This is a genomic window from Helicobacter macacae MIT 99-5501 (genome assembly GCF_000507845.1).
Lineage (GTDB): Bacteria > Campylobacterota > Campylobacteria > Campylobacterales > Helicobacteraceae > Helicobacter_B > Helicobacter_B macacae.
On record NZ_KI669454.1, the window covers coordinates 793070 to 809464 of the forward strand.

At 37.5% G+C, this 16395-nt stretch carries 12 protein-coding genes; 5 read left to right on the top strand and 7 right to left on the bottom strand.

The genetic code is table 11. The annotated features are described in order from the left end of the window. Positions 1–46 precede the first annotated feature (46 nt). The 3 genes from HMPREF2086_RS03550 to HMPREF2086_RS03560 all read left to right on the top strand — a co-directional run bounded on the left by HMPREF2086_RS03550 (position 47) and on the right by HMPREF2086_RS03560 (position 2462). Positions 47–637 carry a hypothetical protein gene (locus HMPREF2086_RS03550; RefSeq protein WP_023927399.1) on the top strand — a complete coding sequence of 197 codons (591 nt, stop codon included), beginning with the start codon at positions 47–49 and terminating at the stop codon, positions 635–637. A 59-nt stretch (positions 638–696) separates the two neighbouring features. After that, complete coding sequence (locus HMPREF2086_RS10700; RefSeq protein WP_023927400.1) at positions 697–1386, top strand: tetratricopeptide repeat protein; 690 nt, start codon at positions 697–699, stop codon at positions 1384–1386. Positions 1387–2003: 617 nt separating this feature from the next. Beyond that, a complete protein-coding gene (locus HMPREF2086_RS03560; RefSeq protein WP_023927401.1) occupies positions 2004–2462 on the top strand; it encodes a DUF779 domain-containing protein in 459 nt (152 codons plus the stop codon). A gap of 154 nt (positions 2463–2616) precedes the next feature. Here HMPREF2086_RS03560 and dxr read toward each other — a convergent pair whose 3' ends face one another. Together dxr and HMPREF2086_RS03570 are read right to left on the bottom strand one after the other, a co-directional pair. Next, on the bottom strand, positions 2617–3789 hold the full coding sequence (dxr, locus tag HMPREF2086_RS03565) for a 1-deoxy-D-xylulose-5-phosphate reductoisomerase (RefSeq protein WP_023927402.1): 1173 nt from the start codon (positions 3787–3789) through the stop codon (positions 2617–2619). Positions 3790–3799: 10 nt separating this feature from the next. Next, complete coding sequence (locus HMPREF2086_RS03570) at positions 3800–4615, bottom strand: phosphatidate cytidylyltransferase (RefSeq protein WP_023927403.1); 816 nt, start codon at positions 4613–4615, stop codon at positions 3800–3802. Between the two features lie 166 nt (positions 4616–4781). On the opposite strand from HMPREF2086_RS03570, the gene nadE reads away from it, so the two are divergent. Together nadE and lpxK are read left to right on the top strand one after the other, a co-directional pair. Further along, entirely contained in the window at positions 4782–5813 is a 1032-nt protein-coding gene (gene nadE, locus HMPREF2086_RS03575; protein WP_023927404.1) for an NAD(+) synthase, read from the top strand. 52 nt (positions 5814–5865) lie between these two features. Further along, entirely contained in the window at positions 5866–7122 is a 1257-nt protein-coding gene (lpxK, locus tag HMPREF2086_RS03580) for a tetraacyldisaccharide 4'-kinase (RefSeq protein WP_023927405.1), read from the top strand. 65 nt (positions 7123–7187) lie between these two features. Here lpxK and putP read toward each other — a convergent pair whose 3' ends face one another. The 5 genes from putP to HMPREF2086_RS03605 form a co-directional block, all read right to left on the bottom strand. Beyond that, the gene (putP, locus tag HMPREF2086_RS03585) at positions 7188–8672 is read right to left on the bottom strand and encodes a sodium/proline symporter PutP (protein ID WP_023927406.1); all 1485 of its coding nucleotides are present in this window, start codon (positions 8670–8672) and stop codon (positions 7188–7190) included. Between the two features lie 220 nt (positions 8673–8892). Next, entirely contained in the window at positions 8893–11889 is a 2997-nt protein-coding gene (locus HMPREF2086_RS03590) for a UvrD-helicase domain-containing protein (protein ID WP_187367099.1), read from the bottom strand. Beyond that, positions 11849–12778 (bottom strand): DNA adenine methylase, encoded by a 930-nt coding sequence (locus HMPREF2086_RS03595; RefSeq protein ID WP_023927408.1) that lies wholly within the window; start codon positions 12776–12778, stop codon positions 11849–11851. Before HMPREF2086_RS03595 ends, HMPREF2086_RS03590 begins: the two co-directional genes overlap by 41 nt. After that, the gene (locus HMPREF2086_RS03600) at positions 12775–13554 is read right to left on the bottom strand and encodes a type II restriction endonuclease (protein ID WP_023927409.1); all 780 of its coding nucleotides are present in this window, start codon (positions 13552–13554) and stop codon (positions 12775–12777) included. The genes HMPREF2086_RS03595 and HMPREF2086_RS03600 overlap by 4 nt, the downstream gene beginning before the upstream one ends. Before the next feature lie 62 nt (positions 13555–13616). Further along, positions 13617–16352, bottom strand: coding sequence for a TrlF family AAA-like ATPase (locus HMPREF2086_RS03605; protein ID WP_023927410.1), 2736 nt, complete (start codon positions 16350–16352; stop codon positions 13617–13619). Between the last annotated feature and the right edge of the window lie 43 nt (positions 16353–16395).

Sequence of the window (16395 nt, forward strand, 5' to 3'; positions counted from 1 at the left end):
GTCTAAAAATAATCTAGCCCTTAAAAATATACAAAAAAAGATACAAATGAACACAATGCAAAAACTTCTACTAATCATCATAGAACAAGTAAAAGATTTTGTTTATTATATAAGAGATATGATGATATTTTTTGCTTGCATTGCTGGGCTACTTGTGGTTTTGGCAGTTGGTATCGGGGTTTTGTGCTTTGTGCTATTTCCTAGGACGAGCATTTCTTATGCGGCGTATTATGCGGGGGAGTTTTGGGAAAATATGCGCTATGAAGCACTGCAAGAAGCGCAAGCAGAATATGAAGCGGTGTTTTTGGAGCTAGTGGAGTCATATCAGGTGTATGAGGATACATTCGCTAGAGTAGAGGAAGTCTCAAAGAAATATAGCCTAAGAAATCAAGCCATAAAAGAAGCGGTGGGTAAAGCAAATAGCCTAATAGCCGAGTTTGAAGCTAAGCAGCAAGAAGCAAAAGAAGCCTTTGAATACGCGCAGGGGCAAATCCACACTGACAAAGAAGCGGTGCACTCCTACACGGCACAGCTAGAGCAAGTCCTGCAAGCACAGCAAAAAGCTATATACGCCCTGCAAGAATACATACAAATCCAAACCCTAGAATCCCTACAAGCAAAAAATAAACGCAAATAATAACGATATAGCCAAGAGAGAAACATAGATATATATAGAGAGATAAAGAGGTGGGAAATATGACAAAGACAACTCTAGCAAAATCAATGCTTCATTTCGTATTTGGACTTTGTATGTGTGCTTGTATCCTAAAAGCGATAAATGATGAGGAGTGGGAAGCAGCCTATAATCTCTGCACACAAGATAGGCAAGCACAAGCCTGCTTGCTACTCATAGAGCAAGGGCTAGATAGCGTAGATGAGTGTGAGGAAGCGTGCAATGAGATAGGGACTATCTATCATAGCGTAGGAAGTGATGCGGGCAAGATAATCGCTACGAAATACTACGCAAAAGCCGCCCTAAAAGGCAATGTGCTAAGCGTGTATAACATAGGTATGATATTTTATGAGCTAAAGGAGTATGGCAAAGCTAGGGAGTATTTCTCACTTGCGTGTGATAGTGGGTTTGCTAAGGCTTGCAACAATCTAGGTGTGCTATATCGTGGTGGGTTTGGCGTAGCGCAAGACTTGGCAAAGGCAAAATCTCTCTATGCAAAGGCGTGCGATGGTAGAGAGCCACTAGGCTGCTACAATCTGGCGTTTATGTATGCCTTTGGTATAGGGGTAAATCAAAATATGCCACTAGCAAGGAGCTACTTTGGCAAGGCGTGTGATTTGGGAAGCGTGGAATCTTGCGAGATGAATGCTGACACGCTACAAAGAGAGGATTTGCAAAGATTTGAGAAAGAAGATAGAGGGTTTGAGATTTAGGGGGATTTTGGTGGGGGTTGTTTTTTTGTGGGTTTTTTGGGTTTTTGTGTTTTTGTGTGCGTGGTTTTTTTGTTTTGTTTTGAGTGATTTTGGGTGGTTTGCGCGTGCTTGTAAGTGTTTGTAAATTTTGTGCTCGTTTGTAGATTTGGGTGCGTTTGTAAGTGTTTGGCTTTTTGCGCGTTTGAGGGCTTGCGGTGTTTGGGTTTTTTGTGTGATTTTGGTTTGTGTGATTTTTTGGCTTGGCTTGCATAAAAAACAATTTTTGCATTACTTAAGCCAAATACTTGTCATACTTAAGCGAGCGCGAAATATCTCAATGCAAATTTGTCATATTGGGGTTTCGCAAGAAACCGAAATATATCCAAATGACTTTACGCATTTGCGTTTTAATTTTCTGGATACTTAATTTACATTTAAGTATGGCAAATGCTTCGAGTTTATGGGGAGGCTTCTTAAAACCAATTCCCTTAGCGCGATGATTTGTGTGTGGAATGGTATAATGTGCTATACTTAAGGGTTTTGTAATCTAGATTTTTACTAGATTTTACAATCAAAGCGCACAAAGCACAAAAATCTAAAGATAAAAATCAAAAAAATCCAAAAATCAAAGGATAAAAATGGCGCAAAATCCCCCAAAATCTAATCAAAACCTTAATCAAGATTCTAGTCAAACTCCTCCCAAGCGCGTCATCGCCACGCAAGAAGCACTAGCACTTATCTCTCGCCTGACACAAGAAAACAACCAAGAACATAACCAAGAAACTAAAAACGCCGACAAACAAAGTAGCCAAATCATATTTGTCCAAAGCGGTGGCTGCTGTGAGGGAAGCGTGCCGATATGCACACTAAGAAGTGATTTTGCGCTTGGGGAGGCTGACATACTCATAGGTAATATCGGGGGAGCAGACTTCTATCTACACCAAAGTATGCTAGAGTATTACAAAAGCACACAGCTCATCATAGACGCAAAAGAGGGATTTGGCAGTGAATACTCACTAGAATACGGCAGTGGCTGGAAGTTTGAGCTATCTCTTAGGCTATTTGGCGATGAGGAAATCGCACTGCTTGAACAATAATTTTGCAAAGATTTTGTAAATCTTTTTGGCTTAGCGTGGTTTTTAGCAAGGCTTTTTAGCGAAGTTTTGGCGTGGCTTTTTTTAGCAGTGCTTTTTAGCCACACCAAAACTACGCACTGCTTTGTGTTAGCGCATAGTGCTACTTGCATAGCTACTACTGCATAGTTTCCCTTACCTCCGCATCAAGCATAGCTATGCTTTCATATTCGCTTAAGTCCTTGCTCTCACTCTCAAATCGCTCTAGCGCACCAAAAACAATCCTAGCTATCTCGCCAAAAGCTATCTCATCGCGCAAAAATTTAGAAATCGCCACCTCATTTGCAGCATTTACCACCACGCCTAATTTTGGGTTTTCTAGCAGTGTGTCTTTTAGCTCCCATAGCGGATAGCGCACGCACTCGATATTCTCAAAGCACAAAGCCCCTAGCGCACTCAAATCAAGCGAATCTAGGATTTTATTAGAGCGTGCTTTTGAGCTATCTAGGGCATAAGCTATGGGTAGCGACATATCAGGCAGGGCAAAATGCGCTGTGGTGCTACCATCTATGAATTCTACAAGCGCGTGGATACTCGAGCTACGCTCGATAACAGCATTCACTTCCTTGCACCCAAAAAGCCAATACGCCTCAAGCACTTCAAATAGCTTGTTTGCCATACTTGCAGAATCTATGGTGATTTTTTGCCCCATTTGCCAATTTGGATGCTTGAGGGCTTGCGCTTTTGTGGCGCAAGGGATAGATTCTAGCTCCATATCGCGAAACGCCCCACCACTTGCGGTGATGATAAGCCTTTTGATATGTTGGGGTTGATTATCTGCGCTTTGATTACCCTCACTTTGATTCTCAATGCCTTGATTGCTCAAACTTTGGCTACTTTGGCTAGCACTATGCGGATTGTTTAGTAAATACCACAGTCCAAAATGCTCGCTATCAATAGGTGTAATCGCACTTCTATCAAGTAGCCAGCCACCAGCAACTAGAGATTCTTTGTTTGCTAGGGCGAGTTTTTTGCCACATTTTTGAGCGTGAAGCGATGGCAGTAGCCCCGCAAAGCCCACAATCCCATTTAGCACAAACCCACTCTCACACCCCTCTATCATCTCACACATTCCGCTCTGCCCCACAAACACTTGCGCACCTTGTGGCTCTAATTTGTCTAAATCCTCCTTAAAAGCAATGGCGACTTTTTTTGGCTTGTATCGTGCGATTTGGGAATTTAGCAAGCTGATATTTCGCCCTGCTGCTATCGCCTCTATGCGCTTGCCAAACTTGCAAGCAATCTCCAAAGCACGCACACCTATCGTGCCCGTGCTTCCTAGTATAATCATCTATGAAACCTTACAATGTCCCAAAAAGCGCAGGGCTTATACTATCCCCCCCAAGCAAAAACGACAGCGCGAAATACATACCAATCGCCCCAAACAGCAATGCGTCAAGCCTATCCAAAATCCCTCCGTGTCCGGGCAAAATACTCCCAGAATCTTTTACGCCCGCCATTCGCTTCAAATAGCTCTCATACAAATCCCCAAACACTCCACAAACCCCCACAAGCACACTAAGCAAAATACACACAAAAAAATTCACACCCAATGCCCAAATCCCAACGACACTCCCCACCACCACACAAAACGCAAGCCCGATAATCACGCCTTCAATGGTTTTTTTGGGCGAAGTGGGGCTAAAGGGGGTTTTGCCAAACAATCTCCCACCAAAATACGCACCAATATCACACAAAGCCACGATGACAATAAGCCACAAAATGCCAGCCAAGCCAAAATCCTCATATATGCTATACAACGCCAAAAATGGAATACTAGGATAAATAAATGGCAAAATATTTTTGGGAGCAAGGGTTTGCTTAAAAGCGAGATAAGAAGACATAGCCATACACGCTGTGATACCGCAGATGACGGGGTTTGAACTAAAAAACGCACATATCCACACAAAAGTAGCGATGACATAGAGATATGCCTCATCATTGATATTATATAGATTTAGGCTTTCTTTAAATCCTAGCAAAAACAGCACTCCAAGAGTTGCCCACATAAGAAAGGAGTTGTTTATATACATTAGCAATGCCACAAATGCGATGAGTAGCGCACCTGTGATATAGCGTGCCTTGTCTTTTTTGAGCATTTCTATAAGATTAGACATTTATATCCTTAGGAATTTTGGTGTTTAGGATTTTGTGTTGCTAAAATTGCTAAAAAATCGTAGTATTATACCAAAGAAAATAAATAAGCGATAAAAGCAAAATCCACACACAACATAAAATAATGCCGTGTCAAAAATAGTGTGTAAAAATCTAAAAGGAGTGCTTATGAGAAAACCACCGCTAGCAAAACCACCGCGCAAAAATACAAAATCTACAATTCCCAAAAATTCTACAAAATCTGCCAGCCACGAAAATGGCAAAATCACTATAAAACCAAATAAAAACCCACGCACAAAAAGTGTCCTAAAAAGTAAAAAATATTATGAAAATTTCATAAAAAAAAGTGTGAGATTTTTGCAAAAAGAAGCAAAAAAGCGCGGTGCAGAAAACTTCGTAGTGGGGCTTAGTGGCGGGATAGATTCTGCGGTGGTGGCTTGCCTTTGCAAAATGGCTACAAAAAAACAAATGAGAAAAAAGCAAATTATAAACAATCCAAAATCTACAAAGCCACAAGACGACAAAACACCAAAAGCCGTTTTTACCCTCGCACTTCCCTCGCTTAGCTCAAGTGAAAAATCACTAGAGCACGCAAAAGAGCTAGCTACAACGCTTGATTTGCATCTAGAGATTTTGCCACTAGAGGACTATCAAAATGCCTTTTTGCAATCCCGCACAAATAGTGCTACCAAAAGCGACACGCAAAAAAAGCCATTGCCACTTGAAATAGGCAATTTTTGTGCAAGGATTAGAATGGCACTTTTGTATGACTACTCTGCGCAAAAAAAGGCTATCGTCATCGGCACTAGCAACAAATCCGAGCTAATGCTTGGATATGGGACGATTTTTGGGGATTTGGCTTGCGCAATAAACCCTATCGGCTCTCTGTATAAAACCGAGATTTTTGCCCTAGCCAAAATCCTAAAAATCCCAGATTCTATCATCTCTAAGCCACCAAGCGCGGAGCTATACGCAGGACAAAGCGATGAAGCCGAGCTAGGTTTTAGCTATGATAAAATCGACATTGTGCTAGAGGCGATATGTGAGAAATACGGGGATTTTAGAGAGGTAAAAAATTTCCAAAAAATCGACATAAAAACCTTGTGTGATAAAAATCCAAAAGGTATAGCCAAAATGGTAAAAAAGCGCGTAACCCAAAATCTATTTAAACGCACACTGCCCAAAATCTTTGTGCCCTAGATTTTGCGAAAAATTTATCACAAAATCTAGTAAAAATTTGCTTGGAAAAAATATGGAACAAAATTCCCCTCACAAAAAAATGCAAGATTTTAAAATGCAGGATTTTTTGGATAGCTATTTTTATAAACCAAATTTTTTTCAAAAAATCCTAGCCTTTGCTCTTTTGCCTATTAGTTTTGTGTATTGGTGTGTGGCGACTTGTAAGCGTAAGTTTTGGCGTTTGGGTGTTTTGGCGTTTGGTGGCAATGGCTTGCCTGCGGGTATTTTTGCAAAATTTTTTGGCACAAAAAATTTTGGAGTGCCTATCATTTCGGTAGGCAATATCATCGCAGGTGGCAGTGGAAAAACACCTTTTATCATCTATCTAGCGCGGTTTTTGCTATCCAAATATTCACTCAAAATCTGCATAATCTCACGCGGATATGGCAGAAATAGCAAAGGGCTTGTGTGGGTAGCAAGAGATGGGCAAATATGCGCTAGCGTGCAAGAAGCAGGCGATGAGCCCTACCTCATCGCAAAAAGTTTGATAGCCAAACAACATTTGCCACAAGACACACAAACCAAAAAAACCTCGCAAAACATATCCCTAATCGTTTGCGAAAATAGAGAAAAAGCCATAACAGAAGCTATCAAAAATCAAGCAAAAATCATCTTGCTTGATGATGCTTTTAGATTTTGCTTTGATAAATTTGATATTATTTTGCGCCCTAGCAAAGAGCCGTATTTCGGGTTTTGTCTGCCAAGTGGGCTATATAGAGAATCTATCCGCGTCTATGACACATACACGCAAAAAAATGATGAGCAAAAAAAATGTCTGCAAAAAAACGCAGAACAAAAAAATATGTCAAAAAATATCACGCAAAAAATTTTGGCACAAAAACATTACCCTTTGGGAATCATACTCAAAGAGGGGGTAGATTTTGTGCGAAAAGTGCGCGTGGATAATCCTAGCTCCAAAATGCTCCTACTAACTGCGATAGCAAATCCATCTAGGCTAGAATCTTTTTTGCAAGACTACTCCCAAAACATACTAGGCAAAATCGCGCTAAAAGACCACGCTACCTTTGAAAAAGATGCGTGTGAGAAGTGGCTAAAATCTAGTGGTGCGACTTCTATCCTTACCACGCAAAAGGACGAAGTCAAGCTAGAATCTTTTGGACTTCCACTTAGTGTTATGCAGCTAGATTTGGAGGTAAAAATAGAAGTGCTAGAGCCAATCACAAACTACATAGATACGACTTTAGTCGCAACTTTGGATACAAATCCAAAGTTAGATACAGATTTAGACATAGATTTAGACGCAAAATAAAAAATTTTCGATAAAAATATTTCGCTAGATTTTTGAAAACATAGCTTATTTTTTCTTTTTAGATTTTACTTCAAATTCTCTAGCATTTTTTGATATGTCGCCTTTACCCCTGCACGCGGTGTGCTACATAGACTTACAAGCACTATTGCGATACTAGCACACACAAATCCCGGCACGATTTCATAGATAGGGAAATGCAAAGCACTTGCTAAGAAATTTTTATACGCCACGACAACCACCGCACCCGTTATCATTCCGCATATCGCACCACTTCGCGTCATTCTCCCCCAAAATAGTGAAAAAATCATTACCGAGCCAAAGCTCGCACCAAACCCAGCCCACGCATACGCCACGATACTTAAAATACTAGAATCTTTATCGCTAGAAATAACAAAGGCGATGAATGCCACAAGCAAAACCCCCGCCCTGCCTAGATTCATAACCGTTTTTGAGCTTGCGTCCTTGCGAAATACGCGCTTATAAAAATCCTCTGCGATAGTAGAGCTAGATACCAATAGCTGCGAGCTAGCCGTGCTCATAACGGCTGCTAAAATCGCGGAGAGTAAAATCCCTGCTATCCAAGGGTTAAATAGTAGTTGGCTCATAACGATGAAAATCTTTTCAGGGTCGCTTAGTGCTAAATCAAATTTATGTGTGTAAGCGATTCCCAAAACACCGATAAAGCAAGCCCCAAGAAGCGAAATCGCCATCCACGAAATGCCTATAATTGTCGCTAGTGGAATCTCTTTTGTGCTACGAATCGACATAAATCGCACCAAAATATGAGGCTGTCCAAAATATCCTAGCCCCCACGCAAGCGCGGATATTATCGCTACCCAGCTTGCGCCACTTCCCATAGATAGCGCGCTTGGCTTGATTTCGCGCACGATATTCATCATCTCGCCAAATCCACCCAAATGATAGAGCATTACCGCAGGAACGACTATAAGCGCACTCATCATAAGTAGCCCTTGAATTAAGTCTGTCCAGCACACTGCTTTGTAGCCACCCAAAAATGTGTAAGCTACGATGATAATCGTGCCTGTGGTAAGTGCATATTCATAGCGCAAGCCAAAGGTGCTTTCAAATAGCTTTGCCCCACCTACTAGTCCGCTTGAAACATAAAAAGTAAAAAACACCAAAATCACCACTGCGCACACCACGCGCAAGATATGTTTGTCATCATCAAAGCGCGTTTCAAAATAATCAGGTATGGTTATGCTATTTGCCACCACGCTTGTATAAATTCTAAGCCTCTTTGCGACAAAAGTCCAATTTAGCGTAGCCCCGATAGTAAGCCCTATGGCGATATAGCTCTCTATAAATCCACTCACATACAATGCCCCGGGTAATCCCATAAGTAGCCACCCGCTCATATCACTAGCCCCAGCACTTAGTGCTGATACCACAGGTCCAAGCGAGCGCGAGCCCAAAAAATAATCCTCCGTATTTTTGTTTTTCTTAAAAAAATAAAACCCAATGTAGAGCATTAAGCCCGAATAAGCAATAAACATTATGGCGATTTCTGTGCTAAAGTGGACAACTTCCATTTCACTCCCTTTTGTTTTTGATTTTGAATTCTAGCATTTTTTATATTTTGAAAACCTTAGCCACTTCGATAAAACATTCCCAAAATTTACACCAAAATCGCTAGCAAAATGAGCTAGATTTCGCGCTTTTAGTCAATGAGATAAAGTAATACAATTTACTTTCTGCTGAAAATCAAACTTAAGGTGGAATCAATGAAAACCCTAATATTACTAGCATTTATCACAAATGCGTTTGCGGGTCGTTATATTCACTAAATTTCCTTGTATGAGTGCAATGTGGATACGCATTGCAAGCGATAAATTTGCCGTATTTGCCATTTCTAACGCGCAAAAAATCCCCACAATCAGGGCATTTTAGATTCCACTTCACTTGCGCAATGTCAAAAATTACATAATCGCAGTAAGGAAAATTTTTACAACCATAAAAAGGCTTTTGCTTATCAGCATTTCTTAGCGTTAGCTCACCATTGCAGTGAGGGCATTTTAGCGAAGTGGTGTCGGTAGCATTTATGCTACTATCTATTTCTTTGACAAAAATTGAAGGGTTTTCTTGATTTGAAAGAACATAAACGATATTGCGCGTGCGTGTCAAAGCGACATAAAACAAACGCCTTTCCTCTGCGTGTGGATATTCGTTTTTCGCTCCCAAAACCAACTCTAAAAGCCTATCGTCCTCTATGGTGTTAGGGAAGCCATTTGCTCCGCCATCTGCGTTGATTAAAATCACAAATTCAGCCTCCAAACCTTTTGATTTATGCACGGTTTTATACTCAAATGTGAGTTGGCTATTGTGTTTGATAAAAAACAAAATCCGCTTTATTTTTTCCTCATCTTTGTTATTTCTGCCCAAAATTAGCACTTTGGCGGTTTTGTTTAGAGTGGCGATTTCATCACAAGCCTTGCGAAAAGAAGATTCTATGTCGCCATTATGATAAAAAATTCTCACGGGATTTTCTTGGTGCTTTTGTGAGTTTATATGTTTGCTGATTTGCTGCTTATTTGCGCTAATAAAAGGCTCGACAATATCTTGTAATTCTTGTGAGTTTCTATGCGTAGAAGTAATATAACAAAACCTTGCATCGCTAAAATAATTTTTAAATTCCAAAAATATATTTATATCACACCCTGCAAAGCGATAAATCGCCTGCCAATCATCCCCCACAGCAAACAACTTAGAATCTCCATTTTTTATCAACGCCTGCAAAAATCGCGCTCTGCTTTGCGAAATATCTTGGAATTCATCTACGATAATGTATTTGTAGCGATAGTTTGCCAAATGCGGAATCTTTTTAATCGCTTGCATTATCATATCATCAAAATCAATTTTCCCCTCGCTTCGCAAATGTTCATAATAAGCCACATAAAAATACTCACAAATTTTCAAAAAAAGTAGCGTTCTTTTGTCATCATAGTTTTCGTTTTTGTGTTGAGATTTAAGCGTTTCAAAGGTTGTAGAATCAGGATAGCGAGCTTTGTAAAGATTTAAAAAACTTGCCATAAGGTTGAAAAAGGATTGTAAATTATAGCTTTTGTAAATATCATTTAGATAGTTTGAAATCTCTTTTTTTGAGAGTGGCTTAAAAATTACGCCATTATCTTGTAGATTTTGTTTTAGGGAGGTAAAAATATCGCCCTCGCTAAATTGATACGAATAAGTCTCTATGCAAATGGTGTTGTTTTCCTTATGTGTTTGTCTTTTCCAAGCCATTGCTTCTTTGTATTTTAGTGCGTCTTTTGGTGGGTATTGTGGAGTGTCGCCGTTTTTATCAACGCCATAATGCTCCAAATATATATCATAATCGCTAAGATAAAAATCAGGCTTGTATTGGCGTTTTTGTGGGGTTGAAGTGTTGATTTTATAGGAACTTTCATATTCATAATTTATGCCGTTGATAAAAAGAAAATTTGCGATAATGAGTTCTTGTTGGCTTTTTACACATTCTTTTTTCAAAGTTTTTAGTCGCCCTTTTTGGGAGGATTGTGATAGTATATCTTTTAGCGTGCAAAAATTCGCTTGTTTTAAAAAGGCAAATTTTTCGCCTAGCGTTTGGTAGGTTTCATCACTACTTGCAAGCGGATAAAGTGTGCAAAAGCGAAAAATATCCGAAATAATCTCCTCATTTTTAAATTCTTCAAAAATCTTTTTTATATAAAAAGATATGTCTTGTTCCTCTATGAGTGGCTTTGTGGAAGTGTTTTGTTTAATGATTTCTAAGCCTAGTGAATGAAAAGTTTTTACTTTTAAATTTGGCTCTATCAAATGCGCCTTTTCTTGTAAATCATTAGCCGAAGCCTTAGAATATGATAAAAGCAAAATTTCATCTGCGTTTACCTTGCCTCTGCTAAGTAGCCATTTTACCTTACCGCAAATTGTAAGTGTCTTTCCCGCCCCTGCCCCAGCTATCGTTAAAATCGAGCCACTATCGCTAAGCACTGCCCTCCTTTGCTGTGCATCCAAAGATTTTCCGTTAATGGTATCAAAAATAATGTCATTGCTGTGCCTTGCGATAAATTCCTCATTATGTCGCTCTATTAGCGTGTCATCGCACTTAGGTGTAGGGTAGAATCTCTTACCAAGTGCTTGTATATTTTCTGCTATGCTAAGCATTTTTAAGGCAGTTTTGCCATCTATAAACTCATCTTTGAAATCCGCACTAATGCTTTGAAAATCTGCAATAAGGCTATATTGCCTGATAATAGTCGTGTAGTTATCAAAAATCTCGCCTATATCGCGCATATACCGCAAGTAATCATCTCTTTGCTTTAGCGAATGTGGCAGGGTGTATTTACTCGCTTGCAAGGCGATTTCATTAAGAGAGTGGATAGCCTCAAAGCTGTATTTATCGATATTTGCCAAAATATATTTGGTGCTATGTTTTGCTAGGGCTTCATCTAGCTTTTGTTTTAGCTGGGCGATAATGTCATTATGAGATTTTATAAGCAAAGTGATATGATTGAAGTCATTTAGCGTTTGGGTAGCTTTGCGATATTTGGCTAAATCATTTGCAAGAGTGTAAGTATCCTTGCTAATGCTTATAGTGTCAAAAACTTTGAGTTGCTTTTCTAGCTGTGCTATGCGTTTGCGCAAAATGGCTCTTTTGCGGATATAGCCAAAGTATGCAAATAAGGTATCAATAAACTTCATCTTTTTGCTCCATTTGACTTGCCCTACTAAATTATCCAAAAAGCAATGCCTGCTCTCTTGAGGGCTTTTCATCAGCATTTTTGCTAATGCTATAATTTCGCACCAACGCTTCTTTTATCTCATTGCGATTGTTTTCGCTCGCCCCTAGATGATAAAAATGCGAGATAATGCTACTATGAAAATCACTCCAAAACTCCCTTATATAGACATTTTCTCTATATTTGTTGCTATGCCAAGTAGAGAGGATAAATCTCGCCTTTGTGGAGCGCAAAATCTCATAGAGTTGCTTCTCATCTGCCTCACTCCACGAATTAAAATAATCGCTATGCCTATGGATATATGGCGGGTCGCAGTAGATAAAATCCACCTCCTTAGCACCACGCAAAATAGAAGTAAAATCACAGCACACAAACTCCCATTGATTACCCTCAATGCGCTTAGCCACCCAAGCGACTTGATTTGCGATTTTGGTAATGTATGCGGAGGAGAAGCGATTGTCTTTTTTGCAGTAGGGGACATTAAAGCCACCTTTTGCATTAAAGCGCATAAGCCCATTAAAGCAACTGCGATTAAGAAACAAAAAATCAAATGGGCTTTTGTGTGTGTTAAATCTTGTGCGCACTTCTAAGTAATATTCCTGCCCGTATTTTTTGAGATTTTTCCCCTCGCACTTGAGGTAGCTAGCGATAGAATCTTTAGTGATTTTGCCATTTTTTATCGCGTTATAAAAATCAATAATATACGGATTTGTATCGCTAAAGATAGCTTTTTTGGGCGCGAGATTAAACCCTACCACGCCACTTCCCATAAAAGGCTCAAAATATGTTCCTACACAGCTTCCCGCACTTTCCCAATGGATATGATTTTTTATATGTGGCACGAGCTTGCTTTTTATCCCTTGAATCTTTAGTGGCGGGATTAAAGTCTTTTGGGTGATAAAATCTTGTTGTGGGGCGTTCATTTTTTGCCTCTATATGCCAGATAGTCTTTAAGTTTTGTGATTTTTTTGACACTGCCATTTGCATCTTTTATGTGTATTTGTCCATAATTTATCCAATAATCATCAAACACCTCTTCGCCCAACTTCGCAAAAATCCCTCTTTGGTTTATAATATCATCAATGTTTTTAATGCTCCCTATATTTGCGGTGTTGCCACTACCACTACAATCGCTTGCGATTTTGTATTTTTCGACAAAAAATAGCGTGAGATTTTTTATCACTGATTGGATTTTGTCTAGCTCTTTTAGCTCATATTTTTGTAGCTCATCTACTAGCACTCTATCATAAATCACGCCCAAGCAAAAATGTCCCAAATACTGATTATAAGGGAATTGTATGTTTTTGCTAGATTCTCGATTCTTGAAATATTGCCCGTGTGAGCCTAGCGTAAAGCCATTGCAAAGTTTAGGATTTTTCTCGTTGCGATAAGTGGTTTTTAAATCAAGGGCGAATTTTACTTTAGAATCTACCTTTAGCACGAATGACAAATCAGGGTAGTAATTTTGATAAGTAGGCAGGATAATCTCAAAGCCATTTTGCTTAGCAAAATCTAAGATATAGGGAAAAATGTGAATTTCTAGAATCTTAGAAATCACTTTTGTGTCATTTGAAAGGCTAAAAATATTTTTATCACTATCAATAAAACCTTTGATTTTCCATTCATCGTTTTGACAGATTTTGCTTTGCAGGGGTTTGAGAAACTCGCTAAATTTGCTTATAAAATCTTGCTTTGTCATACGCTTACTCCCAAGTGTGAATTTATGCTTTGATACCGTATGCAATATTTTGCTAAAAATTTTTATATTTCATATTTTCTTTCTCTCTTTTTGAATGCTTCCTTACCACCTTCAAGTTTGAGTAAATCTTCTCTATTTTCACTGTCCTCAATGCTGAATGATTGTGCTGTGATTTTATTGTTATCATTGCTAAGTTTAATGATGAGTTCAGCGTCTGCGTTTAGGACAAAATTAGCATTGTGAGTAGCAAAAATGATTTGCCTATCTTTCTTTTGCTTTTTTATTAGCTCAACCAAATAATTTGCAATCAAAGAACTATCTAAATGTGCTTCAGGCTCGTCCATTATAATAGGATTATTTCCCAAAGCAAGCAGTATGACAATAACCGCTGTGCATCGTTGTCCAAATGAAGCATTAGAAAGAATTTTCTCATCATAATACGCACTAAAGTTTTTTACATTTTTAATATTCCTAAGGTTTTTTAGCATTAAAAGATGATATACACTAAACAACATTTTATTATTAAAGATTTCTTTTAGTATTTTTGAGGTTTCTGTTGTTTTAACAAAATTATTGATTTTATCCCGAATGTCTTTAAATGTTGAATTAGGATTATTTAATTCTAGTTCTTTTATATATGATTTAAATGTAACCTTTTCTCTTATGTCTATTTGAAAGTATTGTTTTAAAATCTCAATAAATTCATTGCAAATGATTTCAAACACATCGTTTTGTGAGTATTCAATTTTTATTGTTTTTATATCTTTGTGATAATCACTCGCTACTGCTTTAAATAATTCATTTATCTTATCTAATTCAACTTTGACTAATTGACTGAAATCTTTGATAATTTTATCAATCTCATCAATCTTAAAATCAATGATTTTTTGTTTAATACCTTTTATCTCAAGTTTCATATTATTTATATCATTTTTTGTAGCTTCGATTATTTCCCCTACATTCTTTAAATCTTGTATATTATTTTCACTCAATCCTTTATCTTGTAAATACTTATAAATTTGTTCTTCAATTTCTCTTTTATTTTTTTCTAGTGTAGCTATTTCATCTTTTTCTTTTTGGTAGTCAGCGTTTTTTATTGTTTGAATTAAATTTTCTATTTTGCTTAGACTTTCATTCAAAACCTTATCATACATATTTTGTGGCTCATCTATTGTGCTATGAGTTGTATTTATCTCTTTTAGTGAATTAAATAGTGTTTTTAGGCGTTCTTTTGATGAGTTTAACTCTAATAGTTTTTTACCTATTTCTTGTAACTCTCCCTTGTTTGTTAAGTATGTTTTATCATTAAATGTTTGAATAATATTGTTTTGTCGCTCTAATTCTTGTTTTTTGACTTTTAATTTCTTATGTAAAGAATTTCTTTGTAGTAAAAGCTTTATTTGCTCATCAAAAACTTTTATTCTTTCACCTATCTCTTGTTCTTGTTTGTGAAGTTTCATTTCGCTATTTTTATCAAGTCTCTCAAAAATAGCTTGTGTAAATTTGACTGAATTTGTTGCAAACTCCTCTATTTCATTTTGAGCCAAAAACTCAATATTATCAATCGCATTAGGCTCTAATATAATTTTTGCCTTGCTATCAGTAGGGAGTTTTCTTTTATTTTCATCATCAAGTTTATCTATTTTGTTGGCTATGAGATTAAGCAAAGTGCTTTTGCCGCTCCCCCTCCCACCTATGATACAAGTAAAATATGGGCTAAAATATAAAGGTTGATTAAAATCTGCAAAGCAAAATGTGTCTTTTTTCTCATTATTCCACACTGTATTTTTGTCAAAATTAAGTTGCGCTTTTTCTAGTTTATATAGCGGACTTGGTGGAGATTCTTTGCCTATATATACTCTCTCAATTTCATAAATCACTTGTTTTAGCCCATCAAAACTTGGCTTTGCTTTAATCCAACAATATCTATCATTATCTGGTGCAAACAACTTGCTTTCTGTATGCGCATCTGAGCCGTGTATGCAAGGCTTTAATGAACCGCACTTTTTTATGACTTCTTCCTTTGAATCGTTTTTTAAACCAGAAAAATATTTAATATCCCCCTCATTAGATGAAAAAATCATATCTGTAAGTTGATAAATAGCTCTTCTGGTGGCTTCTAAGCTACTATTTTGGTCATTCTCAAACAAACTATAATGTTCTTGTATCCCAGAAGCACCATCTACACTACTATTACTTGTAACAAGTATAGTATTTTTTCTAAATTCTGCATTTTCTACTGATATTTTTTGCAAATCGGCGTGAGAAATTGCAAAATTTTCAACACCTTTTTTGTATGCTTGTTCATCATCATTTTCTCCCATTGCTTTGCCAAGATCAATCAAATTATTTTTATTCATTCTATATTTTCTATTTCCATAAGAAAATTCAACAGCGTTGAAAAAATCATTGTCTAGCTTTGATACATATTTAGGGTCAAATAAACAATGTATATTGATAAGTTTTCCTTTATTTGTTGTTGGCAACATTCTAAGTTCTACATTAGGGATAATCACGATTTGTTTGATTTGTTGTTTCTCATTCTCATCAAAATGAGAAGAATTTGATAAGATATTTTTTACAAAATTATCTACTTTTTTATAGTTTTCAATCGAAAAATAATCCGTAATCCCTATGACTGCAATTTGTTTCTCAAGTGCTTTTTTAAACATTACATTGCAAAATTCATCAAATGTTTTGCTTACAAATTGGTCATTTTTGCTTGTCCCTTTTGTATGTATATGCAAATCCCACTTATTCCACGCAGAGCCGTAGTTCGCTTCATTTTCAACTACCAATTTTATATCCTTTGTGTAATATTTGTGCTACCTCCACTCAAAG